The organism is Duganella sp. 1411 (assembly GCF_017833525.1).
In the GTDB taxonomy this organism is placed as follows: domain Bacteria; phylum Pseudomonadota; class Gammaproteobacteria; order Burkholderiales; family Burkholderiaceae_D; genus Rugamonas.
This window is the reverse complement of the sequence record NZ_JAFICD010000003.1, coordinates 180,911-204,551: the sequence shown is the minus strand read 5'-3', so window position 1 is coordinate 204,551 and position 23,641 is coordinate 180,911. Positions and strand designations below refer to the sequence as shown.

The 23,641-nt window shown below is 65.9% G+C and carries 19 protein-coding genes; 11 read left to right on the top strand and 8 right to left on the bottom strand.

Annotated features, from left to right (window positions below):
* Window positions 1-21 precede the first annotated feature (21 nt).
* Complete coding sequence (locus JOD97_RS17965; RefSeq protein ID WP_209720988.1) at window positions 22-792, bottom strand: SDR family NAD(P)-dependent oxidoreductase; 771 nt, start codon at window positions 790-792, stop codon at window positions 22-24.
* 13 nt (window positions 793-805) lie between these two features.
* On the bottom strand, window positions 806-2,197 hold the full coding sequence (locus tag JOD97_RS17960) for an ester cyclase (RefSeq protein ID WP_209720986.1): 1,392 nt from the start codon (window positions 2,195-2,197) through the stop codon (window positions 806-808).
* Window positions 2,198-2,341: 144 nt separating this feature from the next.
* Here JOD97_RS17960 and JOD97_RS17955 point away from each other — a divergent pair, with 144 nt between their 5' ends.
* Entirely contained in the window at window positions 2,342-2,977 is a 636-nt protein-coding gene (locus tag JOD97_RS17955; protein ID WP_209720984.1) for a response regulator transcription factor, read from the top strand.
* A gap of 52 nt (window positions 2,978-3,029) precedes the next feature.
* Here JOD97_RS17955 and JOD97_RS17950 read toward each other — a convergent pair whose 3' ends face one another.
* Window positions 3,030-6,026 (bottom strand): sensor histidine kinase, encoded by a 2,997-nt coding sequence (locus JOD97_RS17950; protein ID WP_209720982.1) that lies wholly within the window; start codon window positions 6,024-6,026, stop codon window positions 3,030-3,032.
* A 296-nt stretch (window positions 6,027-6,322) separates the two neighbouring features.
* Between JOD97_RS17950 and JOD97_RS17945 the strand changes: the two genes are divergently transcribed.
* Complete coding sequence (locus JOD97_RS17945; protein ID WP_209720980.1) at window positions 6,323-7,318, top strand: alpha/beta fold hydrolase; 996 nt, start codon at window positions 6,323-6,325, stop codon at window positions 7,316-7,318.
* 86 nt (window positions 7,319-7,404) lie between these two features.
* Window positions 7,405-8,190: a hypothetical protein gene (locus tag JOD97_RS17940; protein ID WP_209720978.1), complete on the top strand. Its 786-nt coding sequence runs from the start codon at window positions 7,405-7,407 to the stop codon at window positions 8,188-8,190.
* A 33-nt stretch (window positions 8,191-8,223) separates the two neighbouring features.
* Here the strand turns inward: JOD97_RS17940 and JOD97_RS17935 are convergent, their stop codons facing one another.
* From JOD97_RS17935 to JOD97_RS17925, 3 genes are all read right to left on the bottom strand, one after another.
* On the bottom strand, window positions 8,224-8,598 hold the full coding sequence (locus JOD97_RS17935) for a DUF4902 domain-containing protein (protein WP_209720976.1): 375 nt from the start codon (window positions 8,596-8,598) through the stop codon (window positions 8,224-8,226).
* 77 nt (window positions 8,599-8,675) lie between these two features.
* Complete coding sequence (locus JOD97_RS17930; RefSeq protein WP_255585612.1) at window positions 8,676-9,053, bottom strand: DUF4902 domain-containing protein; 378 nt, start codon at window positions 9,051-9,053, stop codon at window positions 8,676-8,678.
* Window positions 9,054-9,109: 56 nt separating this feature from the next.
* Entirely contained in the window at window positions 9,110-9,676 is a 567-nt protein-coding gene (locus JOD97_RS17925; protein ID WP_209720972.1) for an acyl-homoserine-lactone synthase, read from the bottom strand.
* A gap of 378 nt (window positions 9,677-10,054) precedes the next feature.
* Here JOD97_RS17925 and JOD97_RS17920 point away from each other — a divergent pair, with 378 nt between their 5' ends.
* From JOD97_RS17920 to JOD97_RS17900, 5 genes are all read left to right on the top strand, one after another.
* The gene (locus tag JOD97_RS17920; RefSeq protein WP_209720970.1) at window positions 10,055-10,789 is read left to right on the top strand and encodes an autoinducer binding domain-containing protein; all 735 of its coding nucleotides are present in this window, start codon (window positions 10,055-10,057) and stop codon (window positions 10,787-10,789) included.
* Window positions 10,790-10,841: 52 nt separating this feature from the next.
* A complete protein-coding gene (locus tag JOD97_RS17915) occupies window positions 10,842-11,432 on the top strand; it encodes a DUF4337 domain-containing protein (RefSeq protein WP_209720968.1) in 591 nt (196 codons plus the stop codon).
* 149 nt (window positions 11,433-11,581) lie between these two features.
* Complete coding sequence (locus JOD97_RS17910) at window positions 11,582-14,464, top strand: non-ribosomal peptide synthetase (RefSeq protein ID WP_209720966.1); 2,883 nt, start codon at window positions 11,582-11,584, stop codon at window positions 14,462-14,464.
* A 187-nt stretch (window positions 14,465-14,651) separates the two neighbouring features.
* Window positions 14,652-17,708, top strand: coding sequence for a sensor histidine kinase (locus JOD97_RS17905; RefSeq protein WP_209720964.1), 3,057 nt, complete (start codon window positions 14,652-14,654; stop codon window positions 17,706-17,708).
* Window positions 17,709-17,824: 116 nt separating this feature from the next.
* Window positions 17,825-18,775 (top strand): alpha/beta fold hydrolase, encoded by a 951-nt coding sequence (locus JOD97_RS17900; protein WP_209720962.1) that lies wholly within the window; start codon window positions 17,825-17,827, stop codon window positions 18,773-18,775.
* A gap of 1 nt (window position 18,776) precedes the next feature.
* On the opposite strand, the gene JOD97_RS33270 is transcribed toward JOD97_RS17900, so the two are convergent.
* Window positions 18,777-19,427, bottom strand: a complete 651-nt coding sequence (locus tag JOD97_RS33270; RefSeq protein ID WP_373999888.1) for a response regulator — start codon at window positions 19,425-19,427, stop codon at window positions 18,777-18,779.
* A 139-nt stretch (window positions 19,428-19,566) separates the two neighbouring features.
* Between JOD97_RS33270 and JOD97_RS17890 the strand changes: the two genes are divergently transcribed.
* Window positions 19,567-19,995, top strand: coding sequence for a cupin domain-containing protein (locus JOD97_RS17890; RefSeq protein ID WP_209720960.1), 429 nt, complete (start codon window positions 19,567-19,569; stop codon window positions 19,993-19,995).
* Between the two features lie 98 nt (window positions 19,996-20,093).
* Complete coding sequence (locus JOD97_RS17885) at window positions 20,094-22,391, top strand: ATP-binding protein (RefSeq protein WP_209720958.1); 2,298 nt, start codon at window positions 20,094-20,096, stop codon at window positions 22,389-22,391.
* Window positions 22,392-22,405: 14 nt separating this feature from the next.
* On the opposite strand, the gene JOD97_RS17880 is transcribed toward JOD97_RS17885, so the two are convergent.
* Window positions 22,406-22,636, bottom strand: coding sequence for a hypothetical protein (locus JOD97_RS17880; RefSeq protein ID WP_209720956.1), 231 nt, complete (start codon window positions 22,634-22,636; stop codon window positions 22,406-22,408).
* Between the two features lie 240 nt (window positions 22,637-22,876).
* On the opposite strand from JOD97_RS17880, the gene JOD97_RS17875 reads away from it, so the two are divergent.
* Entirely contained in the window at window positions 22,877-23,530 is a 654-nt protein-coding gene (locus tag JOD97_RS17875) for an NUDIX domain-containing protein (RefSeq protein ID WP_209720953.1), read from the top strand.
* The last annotated feature ends 111 nt before the right edge of the window (window positions 23,531-23,641 follow it).

Sequence of the window (23,641 nt, the reverse complement as noted above, 5' to 3'; positions counted from 1 at the left end):
GCTCTCCTGTAAAGGGTTGGACTACAGTTCAAAACCGCCTATCGTCATGCCGCCATCGATCACCAGCATCTGGCCATGCAGATAGCTCGCGGCCCCCGACGACAACCACACCGCCGTCTCGGCAATTTCGGCGGGATGGGCGCCGCGCTTTGCCGGAATGCTCTTTTTCGCCAGCTCCGCAAAGGCCGGGTTTTGCGCGCTGTTGGCCACCACCATCGGCGTCTCGGTCCAACCCGGCGCGATGGCGTTCACGCGCACGCCATGCGCGGCATTTTCCATGGCGGCCACGCGCGTCAGTCCCAACACCCCGTGCTTGGAAGCGGCGTAGGCGCTCATGCCGCCAGGGCCGGTGACGGCAGCCACCGATGCGGTGTTGACGATGGTGCCGCCAGTGCGCTTGATCAGCGGCAGCTGGTACTTCATGCCAAGGAACACGCTACGGAGGTTCACCGCGATCACTTGGTCGAAATCGCCCGACGGGTAGTCCTCGATGCGGTGCGCGCCGCCGGTGATGCCGGCGTTATTCAGCGCCGCATCAAGCCGCCCCACCTCGCTGTCGATACGCTGTAGCAAAGACGCCACCTCCGCTTCCTGCGCCACATTCAGGCGCGCCAGGCGTACCTGGCCGCCGGCCGCTTCGATGACTTGCCGGGTGCCGTCCAGCCCATTCGGGTTCAGATCGGCGGCGTAGACCAGCGCGCCCCTGGCCGCGAACAGCCGGGCTGCTTCCCGTCCGATGCCGGAACCGGCGCCCGTTACCAGCACCACTTTGTTGTTGAAGTCGTTTTCCATGTCAGGCTCCGTCTTATTGCGCGATAGCGCCCAGTTGTTGCATCAACGAATAGAGGTGCGCCACGCCCCAGTGCTCGGCGATCCGGCCGTTCCGCACGCGCATGACGTCCACGGTATCGAAGTGGATCTTGCGTCCGGTGGCAGCGACGCCGAGGAAATCACCCTGGTGGGTGCCGTGGTAGGTCTTGTAAGTCGTCACCCGGTCGCCATCGGCGGTCTGCCAATGGATCACGGCGTGGAAATCAGGAAAAGCTTCACGCAGCTTTTGGTACAGCGCGCGCGCGCCGGCCTTGTCCGGCGTGCAGTTCGGTTGTGGCGTGTGATCGACGAAGTCGTCGGCGAACAGCTGATCGAACAACGCGAAATTGCCGCCGCCCTGCACTTCGTCGGTATTGCGGCGCACGACCGATTTGGCGATATCGCTGGGGGTCGGTTGGTGCGGGCGGAGGATGGCGGCGCCGAGAATCTTGCGATCGGCCAAATCCTGGTGCGCGCGGGCGGCCTCCTCCAGGGGATAAACCACGGGCGCCTCCTGGCCAAAGATGCCTTGCTCGATTGCCCGGAACAGATCCGCGCTGGCACGCTCCAGCGCTGCGCGTTCCCCCACATATTGTCCGGTGCTCGGCTGCACGTAGCGGAGACGGCGCTCGGCAATCAAGGACTGGTCGACATGCGGAGCGCCGGAGGCATTGCCGACATGGATCAGATCGCCGCCGGCGCTGAGGGCGGCCAACGATTGGGCGAAAGTCTGCTTGCCGATCAGTTCGTACACCACGTCGACGCCGCGGCCCTCGGTCAAAGCGAGAACGCGCTTGGCCAATTCAGGATCGTTCGCGTCGAGCACGTGTTCGATGCCATAATCTTTAACGGTCGCCGCTTTTGAGGCAGATCCCACGGTAGCAATCACCGTGGCGCCGAGTGCCTTGGCCCAGCGTGCCACGATGGAACCAACGCCGCCGGCGGCCCCGTGGACCAGCACCACTTCGCCCGGGTGCAGTTGGTGGGCGCCGTACAGCATCATCCACGCGGTCAGCCCTTTGGTGAACGTCGCTGCCGCGGTGTCCGACGAAATGTGGCGCGGCAGCTTGATCAGGTGCTTGGCTTCGATCAGACGCTCGTCGGCGTAGGCGCCGAACGCGAAGAAGTAGGCCACGCGGTCGCCCACCGTGAAACCGGTGACGCCCGGCCCGACCTGTTCGATAACGCCCGCGGCTTCCACCCCCATGTCCAGCGGAAGTTGCGCACGGAACGCGCCGGAACGGAACATCGTGTCGACAAAATTGACGCCTATGGCTTCGTGGCGCAGGCGGACTTCGCCGGCCGCTGGCGTGGCCAGCGCGGGGAGGTCTTCGTAGACCATGGCGGTGGCCGGTCCGGGTTGGTAGATACGCACTCGCTTGTTCATGACAGCTCCTGATCGGTTCGTTGAGAGCTTCATGGTAGGTGCGCGGTCATCGCGGGTAAACGCCCGACCGGGGGATACACTGTTCCCCTGGTGAGGACAATGCCGTCCTTGATTTTCAGATTGATATTTTGTTATGCTGAATGGATGAACCCATCCACCCCCAGCATTTCCATTCTGGCTGTAGACGATCATCCGCTGATGTTGGAAGGCATTTGCTCTATGGCCGCGGCGCAACCAGGCTTCAAGGTGGGTGGACGCGCGCTCGACGGCAAGAGCGCCCTGGCGCTGCTGGAAGACGGTTGGAAGCCGGACGTGGCGGTGCTGGACCTCTTTCTACCTGATATGTCGGGGATTGAACTGATGGGAGAAATTAGGCGTATTTCTCCCAAGACTAGAACGCTTATCCTGTCGACGTTTGATGGCGATGCGCAGGTCATGAAAGCCTTCAAAGCAGGAGCTTTGGGCTATTTGCTGAAGTCGATGATTGGATACGACATCGCGCATGCGATCCGTGCGGTCCACGATGGGCGACGCCACATCCCGGTCGAGGTCGCAACTAGGCTGGCCGAATATGTCGGAGACTGTGAATTGACGGAACGAGAGCTGGCGGTTCTCAAGCTTGTCGCCGACGGTCACAGCAATACGAAAATTGGCGCGCGACTGGGAATCACGATGGAGACAGCAAAGAGTCACGTCGCCAACATTCTTTCCAAGCTGCGCGTCACCGACCGCATCTTGGCGGTCCAGATCGCACAGCGCAGAGGAATTTTGACAGACTAGCCGTACCCATCACGCATCGCCCATGTTGCTACGAGTTGCCGGCTTGCTCAACTCAGCTTCGCTTGTAGGCGAGACGCGCCGGCACCCGCAGCGAAACACCGGTTCCATTCTGCACCTGAACCTCCAGCCTGCCACCGATACGCTCTGCGCGCTCGCGCATCCCCGGAAGCCCCCAATGACCTTCACAGCCGCCGGCCGCGAGCACCTCAGGCGATATCCCGCGGCCATCGTCGCGCACGTGCACCGCAAGGTTGCGGCGCCCAAAGTCCACAATCAAAGTAATGGTGGAGGCGTGCGCGTGCTGGACCGCATTCCAGATAGCTTCGCGCGCGATGCCACGACACTCTTCCGCCACCTGGGTTTCCACCGATCGCGCCTTCCCTGGCACCATCAATGCAAACCGCGTTTGACTACCGTCGGTTAGCTCCAATCCGAGGATCCCCAATTCATCAATCAGCGCTTCGCCAGCTTCGACATTCACGCGCAGCCGGGCTACACGCTCCCGGCCTTCGGCTATTACGGTTTCGGCCTGTTTTAAACCGTTCGCCAGGTATGGCACTACCGGATGTTCACGATCCACCTTGTTGATCGCGGTGTGCACCATCAATGACAGACTTCCCACCCCCTGTAACAGGGTGTCGTGCAACTCGCGCGCAATTCGCACACGTTCCATTTGTTGGGATTGCAGCCGCGCCGAGATGCGGCGTGTCAGCGCTTGCATGCGTATATGATGCGCCAGCCACAGTCCAAGACACAACAGCAGCAGCAACGTGCCACGAAACCACCAGGTTTGGTAATACGCTGGGCGCACTGTGAAACGCAATTGAGCGGGGGAATCGCTCCACATACCGTCATTATTTGATGCCATAACTTCAAATAAATAATCGCCGGGAGGCAAATTTGTATATGAAATACTTTGTCGGGAAACGATGGTCGTCCAGTTTTTGTCGATGCCGGCGGAGAGCCGATACCGGTAACGATTGCGTTCAGGGATGGCCAGGCTCAATCCCGCGAAGCTGATGTCGATGCGCTGTGCCTGCGAAGGCATTTCAATTGGTTTTTCACTTCGCGTGATCACGCCGTCGATAGCCACGTGCGTGATGCTTACGGGGGGAGGTAAGAGGTTCGACAGCTTTTCGGCAGGATCGACGACCATCACATGCTCGCCAGTGGTGAACCACAATCGACCATCATCTGCCTCGACAGCTGTGGGCAATGGTCTTGCGTGTGCTGGCTTGCCCACGACTCCGTCCAGCGCATCCAGTACCTCATAGGACACTGCGGCGCCAGGATCGGACCGCCAGCTTGACAGTGCGGCAGCTGTCACGTGCACAATGCCTTCGTCAGCGTTGAGCCACAAGTCACCGCTTGCGGTGACGATGATGCCCGAAACGCCTTTAAACGCATGGCCACCTCGGCCATACATTCGTCGAAACATCTTGCCATCGTAGTGCATCACCGCATTACTGCCGCCTAACCAAAGCTCGTTTTGCGAAGGCAGTAACGTGAGCACCTTACCCAATTCAAGCGATGCAGCATCGAATTTTTCACGTTTCCCATTTTGAATGCGATATACCGTGTCGTTTCCATACCCGATCCACACAGCACCAGCCAAGTCGCGAGCCAAGGTAAAAGCAGTCGTGTTTCCGCCATCGAAAATAGACGTTTTTTCTTCCCAAACACCCTTGTATAGTCGATAAACACCGTCAAACGCAAAAGATATCCAGAGCCCGCCATCCCCGTCCTCCACCGCCGCTTGCGGAGTTATCCGGGGAGATTGTATCGGCCAACTGATGCGGTTCAATTTTCCCTGCTCGCGTACCCACAGTGCTTTTTCGTTACCCAGCCAAAGCCTCCCCGACGGTGCGCGATACGCCATCGTCACCGTTGTCAGCGTACGGTCCACCGATTGAATACTCTCATCAGCGGAGTACAACCCGGTAGCCGAATCGGCCAACCATATTCTTCCGTTCGCATCAGGTGCTAATGCGAGAGAAACCGCACGTTTGCCGTCGGGCAACTGGAGTCGCTTCACCCGACCGACGCGGAATTGATCAAGTCCACCGCTGGTGCCTACCCAAATGGTTCCCTCCCGGTCTTGCAAGACTGCGCCCGCGACGCCCCCGGACAGACCATCGGGTTGCGTCATTGATTCCAGACCTGAGTCCGCAGCCGTGTGGGCTATTCCACCAACTACCGCGTTATGGGACAGCCGATAAACCGCAGCCTCCAAGCTTGCAGACCACAAATTCCCTTCTTGATCAAAGATGATTTTGCCACCGGTAAGTAGGTTTTCGACACCTCGGGGAGGATTTAGCTGCTTTCCGCTAACAGGGTCAAATCTCGCGAAGCCGGCTTTGTAAGTGAGCGCCCAAACCATGCCGTCGGGCGCCTGCGCAAAGAAAGTTAGCGCCGCGCGGTCGCTCACTTTTTGAAATGCCGGGGCTCCGCGCTTCTTCCAATACACTCCATCGCCTAAGCCTGCCCAGATGCCCCCATCCCGGTCGACTAGCAGTCCTGAGGTATTGCTTCGAGGAAGGGTCTTGTCAGCAGCTTCCCACTTGCCATTCCTGAAAACGCTCAGCATGCTGGCGGTCGCCCAAATCACGCCGTCCCGGTCCTCGACGATCGCTCTGGTCGAGCCGTTACCAGGGAATAAATTGCCGTCTTTTCGATTTCTTTGATAATGGGTGATCTTGCCTGCACGGATATAACTGACTCCGCCAAACCGGTAACCTACCCAAAGTCCACCATCACTGCTGGCGAGCAGGGCGCAAACATCGTCGGACAGCAGCGAGATGTTCATAGCCTGTTCTAACGACTCAAATCGAACGCCGTCGAAACGGTGTAATCCGGAACTGGTCCCCAACCAGAGGTAACCGTCTTTTGTCTGCGCGAGCGCGGTGATTTCGGCTGGCGCACCCTCTCGAGCGCGCCAGCTCTGGTGCTGGAATTGATCCAGTGTTATCGCGTCACTCCGGCAGGGGACACAGACAGCACTCAAGACGATGATCGTGAAGAAAAAACGCGTGAAAGAATTGGTGAACATGCAGCCTCATGGAAACGAGCCATTTATTGTAAACCAACGAATACCTAACTCAATCCCTCCAATATCGCCACTTGGTCATACGCTGCGACATGGTCTTGACGGAACGGCCGCAGGACGGCCCTGCCTGGAATTAACAGGGAGCCTCCTGCGGGCGGTTCAAAAATATCGGCAAAAATAGCTTGCGATCAAATAGTGTACGATGTATATTCTCTACATCGGCGGTTCACTAGCAAAGCAAGCAGCAAAAGCATAGTGAGCGACCAAATCGTAAACTACATAACCCAAGGAGCCAGATCATGAGCAAAGACATCCAAAACCCAGCAGTCAGCCTCTCCCGCCGCAGCGCCCTGTTCAACAGCGCCGGCGCCGCCGCCGCCGCCATCGCCGTGCCGCTGGCCGCGCTGGGTGGCGCCGCCGAAGCCGCTCCCGTCGCCAAGGCCGGCGGCCCGGCCGCCCATTCGGCCAGCACCTTCACCACCCGCGACGGCGTCGAGATCTACTACAAGGATTGGGGTCCGCGCAGCGGCCAACCGGTCGTGCTCAGCCACGGCTGGCCGCTGAACGCCGACAGCTGGGAATCGGCCGCCTTCCACCTGGCCAACAACGGCTTCCGCGTCATCACCCACGACCGTCGCGGCCATGGCCGCTCGAGCCAGCCTTGGGACGGCAACGACATGGACCACTACGCCGACGACCTGGCGCAGCTGATCGAAAAGCTGGACTTGCACAACATCATCCTGGCCGGCTTCTCGACCGGCGGCGGCGAGGTGGCGCGTTACGTCGGCCGCCACGGCACCAAGCGCGTCGCCAAGCTGGGCCTGATCTCGGCGGTGCCGCCGCTGATGCTCAAGACCGCCACCAACCCGGGCGGCCTGCCGATCGAAGTGTTCGACGGCATCCGCGCCGGCTCGGTCGCCAACCGCGCCCAGCTGTATATCGACATCGCCTCGGGTCCGTTCTTCGGCTTCAACCGTCCGGGCGCCAAGGTCTCGCAGGGATTGATCAACTCGTGGACCGCGCAGGGCATGCAGGCCGGCCACAAGAACACCTACGATTCGATCAAGGCGTTCTCGGAGACCGACTTCCGTGACGACCTGAAAAAATTCGACAAGCCGACCCTGGTCATCCACGGCGACGACGACCAGATCGTGCCGATCGACGCGGCGGGCCGGGCTTCGGCGGCGCTCGTCAAAGGCGCCAAGCTGATCGTCTACCCGGGCGCGCCGCACGGCCTGACCGACACCCACAAGGACAAGTTCAACGCCGATTTCCTGGCGTTCGCCAAATCCTGATTGTTGCAAATCGGAGTAGGGCGGGCTTCGAATGATCGAAGTCCGCGCGGTGACGCTATACTCGGCCTAGTCAACCGGAGTTGTGCATGAAGGTCATCGCGTTCGCCGCTACCCTGCTGCTGCTTTGTGGACAGACATATGCCCGCGAATGCGTGATCCGCGTCGCCTATCCCGATCGCGAGCGCCCGCCTTATTACTTCGGTAACGGCGCGGCGGTGCCCGCGGTGGCCGGCGCCGGCGTCGACTTGCTGCGGGAGGCCGTGCGCAGTGTCGGCTGCACGGCGCAGCTGGTCCGCCTGCCGGCGGCCAGGATCAAGCTTGCGCTCATCAGCGGCGCCGTCGACCTGGCGCCCGTCGATCTGCGCGACGGCGAGCAACCGTACTCCGCCCTGCCCATGAAAGCGGGCCGGCCCGACACGCGGCGCGGCATGCGCGTCACCGCGGTCGTCTATGCGCGCGCCGCCGACGGCCTGCCTGCCGACACCAACCCGCGCCACCACTTCAAGCACCGCACGCTGGCGACCAACCAGGGCTCGCCGCTGGGCGAGCAATTGCGCGATGAGGGCTACAAGGTCGACGACGGCGCGCCGGACGCCTACAGCAATATGGACAAGGTGGCGATGGGGCGCGCCGACGGCTTCGCCATTTCGATCGCCAACGTCGACGTGATGGATGCCACCGTCGCCGCGCGCCACGGCGACGCGCTGACGCGGCTGGCCACGCCGATGCGGACCTCGACCTTGTGGCTATCGGCCAGCAACGCCTACTTCGCGGGCCATGGCGCGCAGGTCGAGTCGGTGTGGAACTGGTGGGGCGGGAACGCGGCGCGCAAGCTGGTCGAATTGCTCAAAAACTACCCGCCGCCGAAATGAACCCCGCCCGGCGAACATCCGGGTGTGGCCGGCTCAGGCCGGATGGCGGGCGCTGACGTCGTCCCAGGCGGTGCGTTGCCAGTCCATGCGGTCGACCAGGCGCGCCAGCGCGGCGTGCGTGGCCGCCGGTCCGAGGTCGGCGCCGGTGGCGTCGACCAGCATGACGTTGCCGCGCGGAAGTCCGAGGCGGCGCAGGGCGCCGTCGTGCGGCGCCAGTTCCCAGTCCCAGCCGAGCGAGACGCGCGGCGCCCCGGCGCTGGCCCACTCGGTGTAGCCGCTGATGGCGGTGGCCTCGCCGCCGGCGGACGGACGGTCGGCGTCGAGGTCGGAGATCAGATGCTCCAGGCGCACGGCCTGCAATTGCTCGAGCGATAGTCGGATATAGGAGTCGGCGGAAATCGATGGCATATGGTTACCGGCGGCACATGGCGAACAGCCGCCGGTCCATGACGGAGCGGGCGGCCGGCGGAGGCACAATCGATCAGTTAATTGCTGTAGCGAATGCTTATATATTGTAGCGCTTCTGGTTGCCAACTGAAGTTATCGATAAAAGTTTCCAGCAACAGCGCCGTCTTGCGGGGCCCGAGGTCGTCCCCGGCGGGGTCTTGCAGCATCAGGTTGCTCGACGGCGGGCTGGCGCGCGCCAACGCGCATCCGCGCTGGGGCAGCATTTGCCAATCCCAGCCGACGGTGATCATCAGGCCGCCCTGGCTGACCCATTCGGTGTAGCCGCCGATGGCGGTGCTGGTGGCGTGGCCGGCGCCGTCGGCCGGCTCGTCCTGGTCCACCCCGGACACCAGGTGGACCAGCCGGACGCGCTGCAACTGGGCGTAGGACATGCGAATGTAGCCTGTATCACACATGACGATGCGCTTTCTGTCCGATACGGACACCTGGCGTGGGCCCGGGGCCGGCGGCCTCAGGCGGCTGGCGGATCGATTTCGATCCAGCAGGCGAAGATCGGATGGCCGTCGATGATCATCGGCGGGCCGGCCCGGTGGCAGTGCACGCCGAGCCGGCGCAGCAGCCGTTCGATGCCCAGCGGCGAGACCGTGATCAGGCGCTTGGCGCCGTGGGCGGCGGCGAAGGCGATCGATTCCTTGAGCAGGTTGACGGTGATCTCCGACGAGAACTGCGCCAGCGCCGAGCTCGAGCGTTGATTGAAGTCGACCGCCGCGAAACGGGACAACTCCCACACGTCCGGGCTGCACGGCACCGGCAGCCCGTTCATCAGCTGCGGGAACACTTCGCCGAGCAGGTAGGGGCCGGTGGTCGGCAGCAGGCGGGCGCAGCCGTTGACATGGCCGTCGACATCCTGCGATACCACATACAACGTCTCGGGGTGGTCGAACTGGTCCAGTTCCTCGCCATTGCGGGTTTGCAGCTCCCATCCCAGGGTCTCGATGAACACCTGGTAACGGTAATGGGCCACTTTGGTGAAGAGGGCGGGGGACAGTGTGTTCGTTTTGCCTGAGGTAAGTCGCATGGTGGCTCCGGGAGAGTGGATCGGTTGTCAATGTGACCATTGAACCCTTTTCCAACGCACGCGGTAACTGTCAGAAATGACAGAGGGCGCGCGACGGGACGGCCGGTCGGGGCGGATTTTGCGCCGGCGCCCAGCGCCGATACCGCTCGTTTTTTGTGTAGCTGATGCTGATCAAAAGAACATCATGCGTTACCCAGCATTTCTCTTTGACCGCGCCCGATGGTGCTGATATGGTGACACTTGCTACCTACAACCAACGCGTGTCCGGCCGGCGCGGCACTGGCGCCGGCGGCCGCGCTGCGCCCGGTTAGCATGGACCGCCGGTGTGGTTTCCGACACTGTCAAGTCGTCAGGCGGCCGCCGTCGATGCGGGGAGGGATGGCAGTGGATGAGGACTTTGCGAACTGGCAGGACCGGCACACGCTGGCGCTGACGACGGCGACCACCGAGGCCGCCTTTTTCGCGGCGCTGTCGGGCGCCGCGCGCGAACTGGGCTTCGACCATTGCGCCTACGGCATGCGCGCGCGGCTGCCGTTGTCCAATCCCAAGGTCGTCCTGCTCAACAACTATTCGCAGGCATGGCAGCGGCGCTACCACGACCAGCACTACCTGGCGGTCGATCCGACCGTGGCGCACGGCATCCGCTCGGTGCTGCCGCTGGTGTGGAGCGAGGAGCTGTTCCGCAACGCCCGGCCGCTGTGGGAGGACGCCCGCGCGCACGGCCTGAAGGTCGGCTGGGCGCAGTCGTCCTACAACGCCCAGGGCGCGGTCGGCATGCTGACGCTGGCGCGCTCGGACGAGCTGATCACGCCGGCCGAGCTGCGCAAGAACTCGCTGCAGATGACGGTGCTGGCGCAGCTGGCGCACGCCGGCATGAGCGAGCTGATCAACAACCGCCGCGGCACCGACCAGGCCGGCGCCGCCACGCTGACCTCGCGCGAGATCGAGGTGTTGCGCTGGACCGCCGACGGCAAGACCTCCGGCGAGGTCGGCCAGATCATGAGCATCTCCGAGCGCACCGTCAACTTCCACATCAACAACTCGCTGGGGAAACTGGGCGCGGTCAACAAGACCGCCGCCGTTATCAAGGCGGCCCTGCTCGGTCTGCTGTAGCGGCGCCGGGAAGATCGGGTATGCTGGCGGTTTTCCACTACTTACTTGCATCATGGAACCATTGGAACTTGTCGACACCGAAACCCAGCCCGCGCCGTCCGACCGCAAGCTCAACGCCACCGTCGCCATCACGGTCGCGCTGCTGGCCACCTTCATGGGCATCTGCAAGGTCAAGGACGACAACATCAACCAGAGCATGCAGCAGGCGCAGGCCAACCGGGTCGACCACTGGGCCTTCTACCAGGCGCGCAACGTGCGCGAGGAGGTCGCCAAGGCCACCGTGGTGCAACTGAAGCTGGCGGCGGCCGGCCGGTCGGGCGCCGAGCAGGCGAACTACCAGGATGCCATCAAGCAGTACGAGGCGCTGGCGCAGGAGCAGGGCCGCAAGAAAGCCGAGTCCAGGGTGGACGCCGAGAACGATCAGAAGACCTACGACGCCGCCAACTTCCGGGACGACCAGTTCGACCTGTCGGACGCCCTGCTGGCGATCGCCATCTCGTTGCTGGCCGTGACGGCGCTGACGCAGTTGTGGGCGCTGTATTTCGTCGGCCTGGTGCCGACCGCGTTCGGCGTGCTGATGGGCTTGTCGGGGCTGGCGGGATGGGCTATCCATCCGAGCGCGCTGATCGCGCTGCTGTCCTGACATTTTTGCCCTGTCAGACCTGACAGTGGTGTTTCGCCGTCGCACGGCGTTTAATATCCCCATGGATGGGCTACGTGCCTGTCGCTCGCCACGTCCGCCAGCCGGCGGGCGGTCGCCAGCGATCCTTTACCCATCGAACGGGACAGCAAATGAACGCCCTGCACAACTTGAAGCATCTGGCGGCCGTGGTGCGCGCCCACGCCGCGCACCTGCCTGAACGCATCGCCTTCAACGACGACGCGGCGCCGGCGCTGAAGGCGCAGCATACTGCCACCGACGGCTGGTCGCTGGAGAGCCTGCGCCGGGAGTTCTGGCAGCAGTACGCGCCGCTCTCGCGCGCAGAGCCGGGCCCGTTGCCGCCGCTGGCGGTGCAGTTCGCCGGCTACGCGCAGTGGCAGCGAAACTGTCCGCAAGGCGAGGTGCCGGACCGGCAGCTGGCTTATTGGGAGCGGCAACTGGCGGACCTGCCGGCGCTGCACAACCTGCCGCTCGACCACGCCCGGCCGGCGGTGCTGTCGTTCGACGGCGCCGTTCACGGCATCGCGCTCGACGCCCCGGCGCTCGACGGCTTGAGGAAGCTGGCTGCCGGGCGGCAGGCGAGCTTGTTCATGCTGCTGCACGCGGCCTTTTCGCTGCTGCTGGCGCGCCATTCCGGCAGCGACGACATCGTCGTCGGCATCCCGGTGACGGCGCGCCGGAACAAGCCGGTCGAGGGATCGAGCGACTATTTCGCCAACACACTGGTGCTGCGCACCGATTGCGGCGGCAACGTGCCGTTCATCGACTACCTGGGCCACGTCAAGGCGCGCCACCTGGACGCGCGCTCATACCAGCAGGTGCCGTTCGAACTGCTGGTGGAGCGCCTGCAACCGGCGCGCGACGCCAGCCACGCGCCGCTGGTCCAGATCATGCTCGCCATGGCCGACGCCCCCGGCGCGGAAGCGGCCGGCACCAAATGCGACCTGACCTTGGCGGCGGCCACTTCGGCCGACGGCTTGCAACTGAACTTCGCGTACAACGCGGCGCTGTTCAAGCCGGCGACGGTGGCGCGCATGGCGCGTCATCTGGCGCACCTGCTGCGCGCCATCGTGGCCGATCCGGCCTGTCCGATCCACGCGCTGCCGATGCTCGACGACGAAGAACGGCGGCAGATGCTGGAACGCTTCCAAGGCCGGGTGGCGGATTATCCGCGCGAGGCGACCATCCACGGTTTGTTCGAGGCGCAGGCGGCGCGCACGCCGGCGGCGCTGGCCCTGGTCCACGCGCGCACCACGCTGAGCTACGTCGAGCTGAACCGCCGCGCCAACCAGCTGGCGCATTATCTGCGCGCGCAGGGCGTGGGCGGCGGCAGCCTGGTGGGCGTGTGCCTGCGCCGTTCGGCGGCGATGGTGGTGGCGCTGATGGCCATCCTCAAGGCCGGCGGCGCCTACGTGCCGCTCGACCCGAACTACCCGGACCAGCGGCTGGCCGACATGGTCGACGACAGCGACATCGCCTGGCTGCTGACGCAGCGCGACCTGGCGCAACGCCTGGCCGGCCATCCGGTGCTGGGGCGCGAGCGCACCGCGCTGCTGGCGCTGGACGTTCTAGACGAGACGCTGGCGCTGCAACCGTACACCGATCCCGAGCCGGCCGCCGCTGCCGGCGACCTGGCATACCTGATCTACACGTCCGGTTCGGGTGGCCGGCCGCGCGCGGTGCGCATCTGCCACCGCAACGCCGTCGCCATGATCGCCTGGGGCGGGCGCGAATACAGTGGCGAGGAATTGCGCCGGGTGTTGTGCTGCAATTCGCTCAATGTCGACCTGTCGGTGTTCGAGCTGTTCGTGCCGCTCAGCCATGGCGGCGCCGTGGTGGTGGTGGAGAACGCCATGGCGCTGCTGGACGGCTCGCCGGACATCACCCTGCTCAACACGGTGCCGTCGGCGTGCCGCGCGCTGGTCGACAGCGGCGCCATCCCGATCGGCGTGCGGGTGGTGAACCTGTCCGGCGAGGCGCTGCCGCCGGTGCTGGTGGACGAGTTGATCGAGCTGCCGCAGGTGCGGCGCGTGTGCAACCTGTACCGCGCGGCGGAGGACGCCACCTATTCGTCCTGGATCAGCTATGCGGACCGGCCGGGGGAGTCGGTCAGCATCGGCCGTCCGCTCGACAACCGCCGGTTCTACATCCTCGACGCCCGTGGCCAGCCGGTGCCGCTGGGCGTGGCCGGCGAGATTTATATCGGCGGCGCCGGCGTGGCGCTCGGGTATTTGAACCGCCCGCAGCTGACGGCCGAACACTTCCTCGACGACCCGTTCCGCCCCGGGGGGCGCATGGTCCGCACCGGCGACCTTGGGTGTTGGCGCGAGGACGGCACGGTCGATTACCTGGGCCGCGAAGACGCCCAGGCCACGCTGCGCGGTTGCCGCGTCGACTTGGCGCGGATCGAGGCGCGCCTGGCGGCCTGCGCCGGCGTGAGCGCGGCAGTGGTGACAGCGATGGTGACGGCGCCGGACCGGCAGCGGCTGGTGGCGTATCTGACGCCGGCCGCCGCCACCGGCCCGACGGGCCGGGCCGGCGCCGACCTGGTGGCCGGCGCGCGCGCCGCGCTGCAATCGGCGCTGCCCGATTTTATGCAGCCGGCGGCCTGGGTGGTGCTGCCGGCGTTGCCGCTGACGGCCAGCGGCAAGGTCGATCGCAAGGCGCTGCCGGCGCCGCGCGACACCGCGACCGGGCTTGCCTATGTGACGCCGGCCACGCGCCTGGAGGAACTGGTCGCCACGCTCTGGGAGCGGCAGCTGGGGGTGCCGACGGTGGGCGTGGAGGACGACTTTTTCGCGCTGGGCGGGGATACGCCGCTGGCGCTGGGGATCTTGGCGAAGCTGTCGCTCATCATGGGCGTGGCGTTGCCCTCGCCGGAGTTCTTCGCGGCGCCGACGGTGCGCGGCGTGGCGCAGGCGTTCGAGCGTCTGTGCGGCGGCGCCGGCATCGCCAACGATATCGTGGCGGTGCACCGCATCGCCACCTGCCGCAACCCCAGATGGCCGCCCTGACCGCCGGGTCATCGCGCCGGGTCATCGCGCCGGGTCATCGGAATAAGCCCGCCGGCACCGGCGCCGGCCGGCTTTACCCGCGCCGCATCTCCTCTTATAATCGGAGCAACACCGCGGCGCGCCCGCGGCGCATCTCGGACACCGCGGTGTCCCATCCCCCGATGAACCCTATGAAAACGGAAACTCGTTGAAGAGCGCGACCTCCCTTGCGCGTCGCATCGCCGCTGCGCGATGCCTGGCCGCCTGGCTGTGCCGCGCGATCCTGCTGGCGGCGCTCGTGCCGTCCCAGGCCGCGGCCGCCGCCGCCATGCCCGCGCTGGTCAATTACGCCCATACCGCCTGGAACGGGCAGCGCGGCGCGCCCGTCGATGTCCTGCAGTTCACGCAAACCCTGGACGGCTGGTTGTGGATCAGCTCGTCCACCGGCCTGTTCCGCTTCGACGGCGTCAACTTCGAGCGGGTCGACACCGTGCAAGGGCAGCGCCCGCACACCGACAACACGCTTGGACTGCTGACCACGCGCGACGGGCGCCTGTGGGTGGGCGGGCGTTTCGGCGGCATCAGCGTGTTCGGCGGTGGCCGCATGCGCCTGTTCACCGAGGCCGACGGCCTGCCCAAGGGCGCGGTGCTGACCATGACCGAGGCGCCCGACGGCGGCGTGTGGGTGGCCACCAGCACCGGGCTGGGGCATCTGGCGCCGGGCGCGGCGCGCTTCCGGCGCGTCGGCGCGGCCGAGGGACTGCCGGAAAAAGTCACCCGGCAGACACTGTATGGCCGCGACGGCCGCCAGTGGGTGGCGCTCGAGGGCGGGATTTATTTCCGCGATCCCGGCCAGGCGCGCTACCGCCGCGCGTGGCCATATGTCGACCTGATGGCGATGGCCGAGGCGCCGGACGGCACGCTGTGGGGCTCGGACGGCGTCAACAAACATTACCGCGTGCTGGCCGCGCCGCCGCCCGGCAATCCGCCGCCGCGCGCGGAACTGGGCGGCAACGGCGCGCTGTTCGACCGCGATGGCAACATGTGGATCCTGAAGGTCAACGCGATCGAACGCCGCCAGGCGCCCTACGTGGGCCAGGCCGCCGACGCGCGCCAGCTGACCAAGGAACACGGCATGAGCGGTCCGCTGCCGCAAACGGTGTTCGAGGACCGCGAGGGCAATCTGTGGATTGGCACCTCGGCCGGGTTGGACCGCTTGCGGCGCACGCGGCTGCGGGCGGCGCCGGTCGCCACCGCGTTCGACGGTCCGGGCGTGGTCGCCGACGAGCGCGGCGGCGTCATCATCGGCGACTGGCGCCACCCGCTGCGCCGCTACGACGCCAGCGGCGCGCGCGAGGTGATCGGGCGCTTCAAGCTCTCCAGCGCCTACCGCGCCGCCGACGGCGACCTGTGGCTGGCCAACTCCACCGAGCGCTGGCACCGCGGCGCGTCGGGCGCGCTCACGCGCTTGCCGCACCCGCCGCACCTGGTCGGTTACGACACCCAGGCCATGACCATCGACGCCGGCGCGCGCATGTGGATCTCGATGTCGCGCCAGGGCTTGTTCCGCATCGAGGACGGCGCCTGGCGCAAGGACGGCGGCCTGCCCGGCCTGCCCGACGGGCTGGCGCTGGCGCTGGTGACCGACCGTGGCGGGCACGTGTGGGCGGGCTATCAGGGCAACCGCATCGCCCTGATCGACGGCGCGCGCACGCGGGTGTTCGGCGCGGCCGACGGCCTGCGGCTGGGCGACGTGCAATCGCTGCTGGTGGACGGCCCGCGCCTGTGGGCGGGCGGACGCAAAGGGCTGGCGTGGTACGACGGCCGGCGCTGGCACGGCGCGACCCCGGCCGGCGCGCAGCCCCTGCGCGGCATCTCCGGCATGGTGCGCACCGGCGCCGGCGAGTTGTGGTTGTGCGGTTCCGACGGCATCAGCCGGGTCGCCGCCGCCGACGTCGAGCGTCTGCTGCGCGAGCCGGATTGGCCGCTGCCGTACGAGCGTTTCGACGCGCTCGACGGCCTGGTCGGCGGCGCCGGGCAATTGCGGCCCTTGCCATCGATGATACAGAGCGGCGACGGCCGGCTGTGGTTCGCCACCGCCAGCGAGGTGGCCAGCCTCGATCCGGCCACCATCGCGCGCAGTCCGCTGGCGCCGCCGGTGCAAGTGCTGTCGCTGCGCTCGGGCGACGTCACGTATCCGGCGCAAGCGCGCCTGCGCCTGCCGACCGGGCGGCGCGACCTGCGCATCGCCTACACGGCGCTGGCGCTGGCGGTCCCCGAGCGGGTGCGCTTCCGCTACAAGCTCGAAGGCTTCGACGAGCGCTGGCAGGACGCCGGCACCCGCCGCGAGGCGGTCTACACCAACCTGGGCCCGGGCTCCTACCGGTTCCGCGTGATCGCCGCCAACGAGGACGGCGTGTGGAACGAGACCGGCGCCGCGCTGGACGTGACGCTGCCGCCGCGCTTCGTCGAGACCGGGTGGTTCATCGCCCTGATGGCGCTGCTGGCGGCGCTGGCGCTGGGCGCGCTGTATCTGCTGCGCGTGCGGCATTTGACGGCGCGCCTGCGCGAGCGCATGCAGGAGCGCCTGGCCGAGCGCGAGCGCATCGCCCGCGGCCTGCACGACACCGTGCTGCAAAGCGTGCAGGGGCTGATCATGCTGTTCCACCAGCAGGCGCGCAGCCTGCCGATCAGCGCCGGCGAGCGCGGCAAGCTGGAACAAACCCTGGACCTGGCCGACGAGCTGATGGGCGAGGGGCGCGACTGCATCGCCGACCTGCGCAGCGCCGGCGAGCCCGCGGAGCTGGGCCAGGCGCTGGCGCGCTATGGCCACGTGCTGCTGCGGGAGCGGTTCACGGCCAGCATCCAGGGCGCGCCGCGCCCCCTGTGTCCACGGGTGCGCGACGAGCTGCAGGCGATCGCGCGCGAAGCGTTGTTCAACGCCTCGCGCCACGCCGCGGCGGACCAGGTGGAACTGGTGATCGACTACCGCGCCGACGGCCTGTCGCTGCTGGTGCGCGACGACGGCCGCGGCATGCCGGCGGCGATGTCGGCCGGCGGCGGGCGGCCCGGGCACTTCGGCATCGTCGGCATGTGCGAACGGGCCAAGGCCGCCGGCGCGCGCTACCGCCTCGATTCGGCGCCCGGGCGGGGCACCGCGATGCGTCTGGACATTCCGGCCGAGCATGCGTACCCGGGAGGCCGCTCGGCGGCCTTGTTCGCGCGGCTGCGCCAGCGCGGCCGTCCGCGGTCGGACCCGGCGTAGCTCGAAAGAGCTAGTGCGGCGGCGCTCTTGGTGGCGATGGCGGCGGCGGCGCGCCACGGTACGCTGTGGCTGGCATGTTCGACGTGCCAGCCATTCAACACCCCAGAGAGGAAAGCATGACCAACCATACCAATCCCGACCAGCGCCGCCGCAATGTGCTGATGAGCGCCGCCACGGCCGCCGCCGGTGTTTCGCTGAACGCGTCCGCCGCCACGCCGTCCAAACAGACCCGCCAGACCGCCACGCTGACCACCCGCGATGGCGTCACGCTGTATTACAAGGATTGGGGGCCGAAGAACGGCCAGCCGGTCGTCTTCAGCCACGGCTGGCCGCTGAACTCGGACAGCTGGGAATCGCAAATGCTGTTCCTGGCCGACCACGGCTACCGCTGCATCGCCCACGACCGCCGCGGCCACGGCCGCTCGAGCCAGCCGTGGGACGGCAACGACATGGACCACTACGCCGACGACCTGGCCCAGGTGATCGAGGCGCTGGATCTGAAGAACGCGGTGCTGGTCGGGTTTTCCACCGGTGGCGGCGAGGTGGCGCGCTATGTCGGCCGCCACGGCACCAAACGCGTCGCCGGCCTGGCGCTGGTGTCGGCGGTGCCGCCGATGATGGTCAAGACCGCCGACTATCCGGGCGGCCTGCCGATCGAGGTGTTCGACGGCATCCGCGCCGGCGCCATCGCCAACCGCGCCCAGCTCTACATCGACATCGCCTCGGGTCCGTTCTTCGGCTTCAACCGTCCGGGCGCCAAGGTGTCGCAGGGGCTGATCAACTCGTGGACCGCGCAGGGCATGCAGGCCGGCCACAAGAACACCTACGACTCGATCAAGGCGTTCTCGGAGACCGACTTCCGCGCCGACCTGAAAAAGTTCGACAAGCCGACCCTGATCATCCATGGCGACGACGACCAGATCGTGCCGATCGACGCCTCGGGCAAGGCCGCCGCCGCGATCGTCAAGCACGCCAAGCTGCTGGTCTATCCAGGCGCGCCGCACGGCTTGACCGACACCCACAAGGACCGCGTTAACAACGACCTGCTGGCGTTCATCAAGGGCTAGGCTAGAGCGAGATGATGCCGCGCTTGAGCGCGATGGCGACCGCGTGGGTGCGGTCGTTGGCGCCGAGTTTGCCGAGGATGGTGCGGATGTGCGCCTTGACGGTGTCCTCGGCGATGCCCAGGCGCACGCCGATCTGCTTGTTGCCGTTGCCGGCGGCGGCGCTGCGCAGCACGTCCATCTCGCGCTCGCTCAGGTTGGGCTGGCCCAGGTGTTCGACCAGCGTGCGCGCCACGTCGTCGGGCACCCAGCGCCGGCCCGCGTGCACCGCCCGGATCGCGGCGATCAAGTCCTTGCGCAGCGTGTGCTTCATCAGGAAGCCGGCCGCGCCCAATTCGAGCGCGCGGCGCATCTGATGGTCGCCGCGCAGCGTCGTCAACATGATCACGCGCGCCTGGGCGTGCCGCGCGCGCAGCGCTTCGAGCGCCTGCAGGCCGTCCAGCCCGGGCATGGCGATGTCCATGATGGTGAGGTCCGGGCGCAGCTTCTCGAACGCCTCGAGCACGGGGGCGCCGTCGTCGAGCTCGCCCACCACGCGCAGGTCGGCCTCGTTGGCGATGGTGTCGGCCAGCCCCGCCAGGATCATCGGATGATCGTCGACGAGGAGGATGCGGACTGGCCGGGAAGTGCTGGATGGTTCGGTACTGCTCGACACGTGTGCTCCGTGGACTGGGCGGGGTGAAAGAGGCGGTTAGTTTAATACAACTCAAATATGCGCGGCAATCGTTGACTGGCGATTGCCGCCGGATCAGCAGAACAATTTTCGGCGACACGCCGTTCAACCAGGAAAAACCATGAATTCAATCATCAAAACCGCCATCGCCGCCGCGTCGCTGGCGTTGATCTGCCAACAGGCCCAGGCACAATCGGCCGCCGCCGCGCCGTTGCCGGCGCCTAAGTTCGATGCGAAAGGCATCGCCCGCACCGAGACGGTGCGCGACACCTTCGATGCCACGCGGGAGGCGATCCAGGTGCGCGTCGACTTCGCCAGCGGCGCCTCGTTCCCGAAACATTCGCATCCGGGCGTCGAGATCGCCTACGTGCTGAACGGCGTCATCGAATACGAACTGAACGGCAAGACCGTCCGCCTGCAGGCCGGCGAGTCGATCTACATCCCGGCCGGCGCCGTGCACTCGGCCAAGAACGTCGGTGCCGGCACCACGTCGGAGCTGGCCACCTACGTGGTGGAAAAGGGCAAGCCGATCGTCATTCTCGACAAGTGACCACAGGGGGCGGGCGCCGCCGCTTCTCATATCGAAATATTATCAAGTGCCGGATAGGAGTAAAATCGGGAGCCTTTTTCGACTACTGAAAGTCTCCCTTGATAGACAGCCAACCGGTACGCGCCCTGCGCGCGGCCTTGTACCGGCGCATGGAACGGCCGGAGCATGGCGACCAGGACCTGCAGGGCTGGCGCAACCGTTTGCTGAATGGTTTGTGCGGCGTCGCCTTCTGGCTGGGCCTGTTGGTCCTGGCGCCCAGCATGTGGGCCGGCGCGCAACAAGGCCGCCTGCTGATGGTGGCGACGGACGTCATCGCGCTGGCGGGGGTAGGCTGCCTGCATTACCGGCGTGACATCGCCTACCAGTGGCGCGCCGGCCTGCTGCTGGGCATCGTGTACCTGATCGCCGTGGTGCTGCTGTTCTCGCTGGGACCGTTGTCGCAGATTTACCTGATGGCGGTCCCGGTGCTGTGCACGGTGCTGATCGGCAGCCGCGCCGCCCTCCTGACGCTGCTGTGGTGCGGCGCCACTTTGTTCCTGGCCGGCTATCTGGGCGGCATAGAGCCGGGCCTGGCCGTGGTAAAGGTCGGCCTGCCGGCGCACTGGTTCATCCTGAGCATCAATTTCCTGCTGGTGTCCTCGGTGCTGACGGTATCGTGCACCTATCTGCTGCACGGGCTCGACGGCGCGCTGGCGCGCCAACGCGTCATCCACGCCCGCAGCCATGACAATGAAATCCGCTACCGTCAAACCTTGGAGGCGCAGATCGCCACGCTGCACGCGCGCGAGGCGGATCTGAGCGCGTCGCAGGCGCGCCAGGCCGAGTCGCTGGCGGCGCAGCGGGCGGCGGAAGTGTCGAACCAGCTCAAGAGCGACTTCCTGGCGATGATCAGCCACGAGGTGCGCACCCCGCTGGGCGGCGTGATCGGCATGCTGCGCTCGGCGCTGAAGGACACCGGCGTGCCGCATGGCACCCGCGACAAGTTGCGCCTGAGCCTGGGCAACGCCGACGTCCTGCTGCAAATCATCAACGACATCCTCGACTTCTCCCGGCTGGAGGCGGGCAAGATGCCGCTCGAGGTGCTGGATTTCGACCTCGCCGGCCTGCTGAACGACGTGGTCGGCCTGCTGGACGAGCGCGCCGAAGCCAAGGGCATCGCGCTGATCGCCGAAGTGGAAGCGGGGATGCCGGCCTGGTGGCGCGGCGATCCCACGCGGCTGCGGCAGGTGGTGGTGAACCTGGTGGGCAACGGCGTCAAGTTCACCGAGCGCGGCGAGGTGCGCGTGAGCGTGGCGCAAGATCGCGGGCAGGGCATCGTCCTCACTGTGCGCGACACCGGCATCGGCATCGAGGCCGAAGCGCTCGGCCGGCTGTTCCAGAAGTTCGAGCAGGCCGACGCCGCCACCTCCCGCAAGTACGGCGGCGCCGGCCTGGGCCTGGCCATTTGCAAGAATATCGCCGCCGCGATGGGCGGGCGCATCGAGGCGCTCAGCGAACCGGGCGTGGGCAGTGTGTTCCGCGTGTTCGTGCCGCTGGAGCGCGGCGCGCCGGTGCCGGCGCCGGTGGAGCAACAGCGCCGCCCGCACGCCGCCCGCCTGGCCGTGTTGTGCGCGGAGGACGGCAGCACCAATCAGGTGATACTGCGCGAGCTGCTGGGCGAGATGGGCCACACCGTCACCATCGCCGAGGATGGCCTGGCGGCGCTGGAGGAACTGGCCGCGCGCGACTACGACCTGGTGATCATGGACGGCCGCATGCCGCGCATGGACGGCATGGCCGCGCTGCTACGCCTGCGCGCCGGGCTGGACGGGGTGCGCGACGCCGCCGTGCCGGTTATCGCGCTGACGGCCAACGCCACGGCCGAGGAGCGGCAACGCTTCCTGGCGGCCGGCGCCAGCGGCTTCCTGGCCAAGCCCGTCGATGAAGCCGCGCTGCACGCCGAGATCGCGCGCCAGCTGGACGCGTTGCTGGCGCGCGGCAAGCCGTTGATCGGCGAGCAGCGCGCCATGGCGGCGGGCGCGCCGGCGCTGACGGAGCTCGACGCCATGTTCGGGGTGGCGCAGCTGCCGGCGGCCGGCGCGCGGCGGCCCGACGGCGACGACAAGCTGCACCGCGCGATGCGGTCGGCCTTCGCGATCGAGGGGCCGCGCCTGCTGGCGGCGGCATGGAAGGGGCTGGAGGAGGGCGACGCCTTGGCGGTCGCGCTTGCCGCGCACAGTCTGCTGGGCGGCGCGGCCTTTCTCGGCGCGGACGCGTTGCAGGCGCGTTGCGGCCAGATCGAGCAACTGGCCGATGCCGGCCAGCTGGACGCGGTGAGGCCGCAGCTGGCCACGCTCACCCTGGAGCTGGCGCAAACGGTGGCGGACATGTCGTCCGGGACTGCATTGCGCGCGTGATGCGCCCGGATCGATTATGAGTTCGCGGCTTGAAGACTACTCTTCCGAGCCGCTACGATCCCCTCGATGGCGTTAGCGTCCTGTATCCAACACGCATACTCCTGCTTGCTCATGCCGAGCAACTCGCGTAATTCCATGTCACGGCCGATGACGCCCTCGTGCCACCGTTCGACGTAATCATCAATCTCGTCCACGGTAGCTGCCCCGGCAAGGCAATCATCAATGAATGTAACGATATTAGACACGTAGTTTCCTCCCTCTAACGGCTTCTTTTGTTTGCAAGCCAGAGACCGCGTCCAAAGTAGATTATCGATTTCGGTCTGAGAAGTGGTGTCATGGCGAGCCCGAATCGAAGCGAATGCATTTCCACGATTTTATGACATTCGTCGGCGGCGCATGCGGAACTGTGCGTCCGAAATGATTCGTTCCACTTGACACCTCCCATTGTTAGTTGCAATATACCACTAACATAGCGAGCGATATCCATGAAATTTGCCTTACCTCTTGTCACAGTTGATGCCGTTTTACTGACGCTCCGTCAAGGTGAGCTGCAGGTCGCCCTGCATCGTCGTGACAAGGCACCGGACGACGGCATGTTGGCGTTGCCTGGCGGCGTAGTGCACGTGGATGAGGATGACTCCACCGAAGCCACGGTCGCGCGCGTGCTCAATGATAAAACGGGTTTTCAGCCGCGTTACCTCGAGCAGTTACAGTGGTTCTCCGGCAAGCACCGGGATGCGCGCAGTTGGTCCATCTCACTGGCCTATCTGGCGCTGGTGCCGGTGGAGGAGCTGGAAGCGGTAAGCCCCAACTCGTTTCATTTCTACGGCGTCGATCATCTGCCCCAATTGGCATTCGACCACGCCGATATCATCGCCGCCGCGGTGAACCGGGTGCGCAACAAATCCAGCTATTCGACCTTGCCATGCTGCCTGCTGCCGGAGAAGTTCACCTTGTCCCAGTTGCAAGCGACGTATGAAGCGATTTTGATGACGACGCTGGAGAAGTCCAACTTCCGACGCAAGATCGAAGCGTGGGATGTCGTCGAACCCACGGAGGAATTTTTGACCGGCGCCCAGCGTCCGGCCAGACTGTACAAACTCAAAGACTTCATGTTGTTCGGGAAATCTTTCGGATAGCGCAGCCAAAGCGAGAATTCGCTTGCCTTTGGGATTGATTGCGTTATACTTAATTGTGTTTCGCCACTAAGTCACTGAAAGTGGTGCAACTTCGGGTCTGATCAGGTTTTA

Excerpts from the sequence above, each read along its gene's own strand:
- JOD97_RS17875 (WP_209720953.1), top strand. The coding sequence starts at position 22,877 with ATGAAATTTGCCTTACCTCTTGTCACAGTTGATGCCGTTTTACTGACG.
- JOD97_RS17915 (WP_209720968.1), top strand. The coding sequence starts at position 10,842 with ATGGAACCATTGGAACTTGTCGACACCGAAACCCAGCCCGCGCCGTCC.
- JOD97_RS17925 (WP_209720972.1), bottom strand. The coding sequence starts at position 9,676 with ATGCGACTTACCTCAGGCAAAACGAACACACTGTCCCCCGCCCTCTTC.
- JOD97_RS17965 (WP_209720988.1), bottom strand. The coding sequence starts at position 792 with ATGGAAAACGACTTCAACAACAAAGTGGTGCTGGTAACGGGCGCCGGT.
- JOD97_RS17945 (WP_209720980.1), top strand. The coding sequence starts at position 6,323 with ATGAGCAAAGACATCCAAAACCCAGCAGTCAGCCTCTCCCGCCGCAGC.
- JOD97_RS17910 (WP_209720966.1), top strand. The coding sequence starts at position 11,582 with ATGAACGCCCTGCACAACTTGAAGCATCTGGCGGCCGTGGTGCGCGCC.
- JOD97_RS17940 (WP_209720978.1), top strand. The coding sequence starts at position 7,405 with ATGAAGGTCATCGCGTTCGCCGCTACCCTGCTGCTGCTTTGTGGACAG.
- JOD97_RS17920 (WP_209720970.1), top strand. The coding sequence starts at position 10,055 with ATGGCAGTGGATGAGGACTTTGCGAACTGGCAGGACCGGCACACGCTG.
- JOD97_RS17950 (WP_209720982.1), bottom strand. The coding sequence starts at position 6,026 with ATGTTCACCAATTCTTTCACGCGTTTTTTCTTCACGATCATCGTCTTG.
- JOD97_RS17900 (WP_209720962.1), top strand. The coding sequence starts at position 17,825 with ATGACCAACCATACCAATCCCGACCAGCGCCGCCGCAATGTGCTGATG.
- JOD97_RS17890 (WP_209720960.1), top strand. The coding sequence starts at position 19,567 with ATGAATTCAATCATCAAAACCGCCATCGCCGCCGCGTCGCTGGCGTTG.
- JOD97_RS17930 (WP_255585612.1), bottom strand. The coding sequence starts at position 9,053 with ATGTGTGATACAGGCTACATTCGCATGTCCTACGCCCAGTTGCAGCGC.
- JOD97_RS17935 (WP_209720976.1), bottom strand. The coding sequence starts at position 8,598 with ATGCCATCGATTTCCGCCGACTCCTATATCCGACTATCGCTCGAGCAA.
- JOD97_RS17955 (WP_209720984.1), top strand. The coding sequence starts at position 2,342 with ATGAACCCATCCACCCCCAGCATTTCCATTCTGGCTGTAGACGATCAT.
- JOD97_RS17960 (WP_209720986.1), bottom strand. The coding sequence starts at position 2,197 with ATGAACAAGCGAGTGCGTATCTACCAACCCGGACCGGCCACCGCCATG.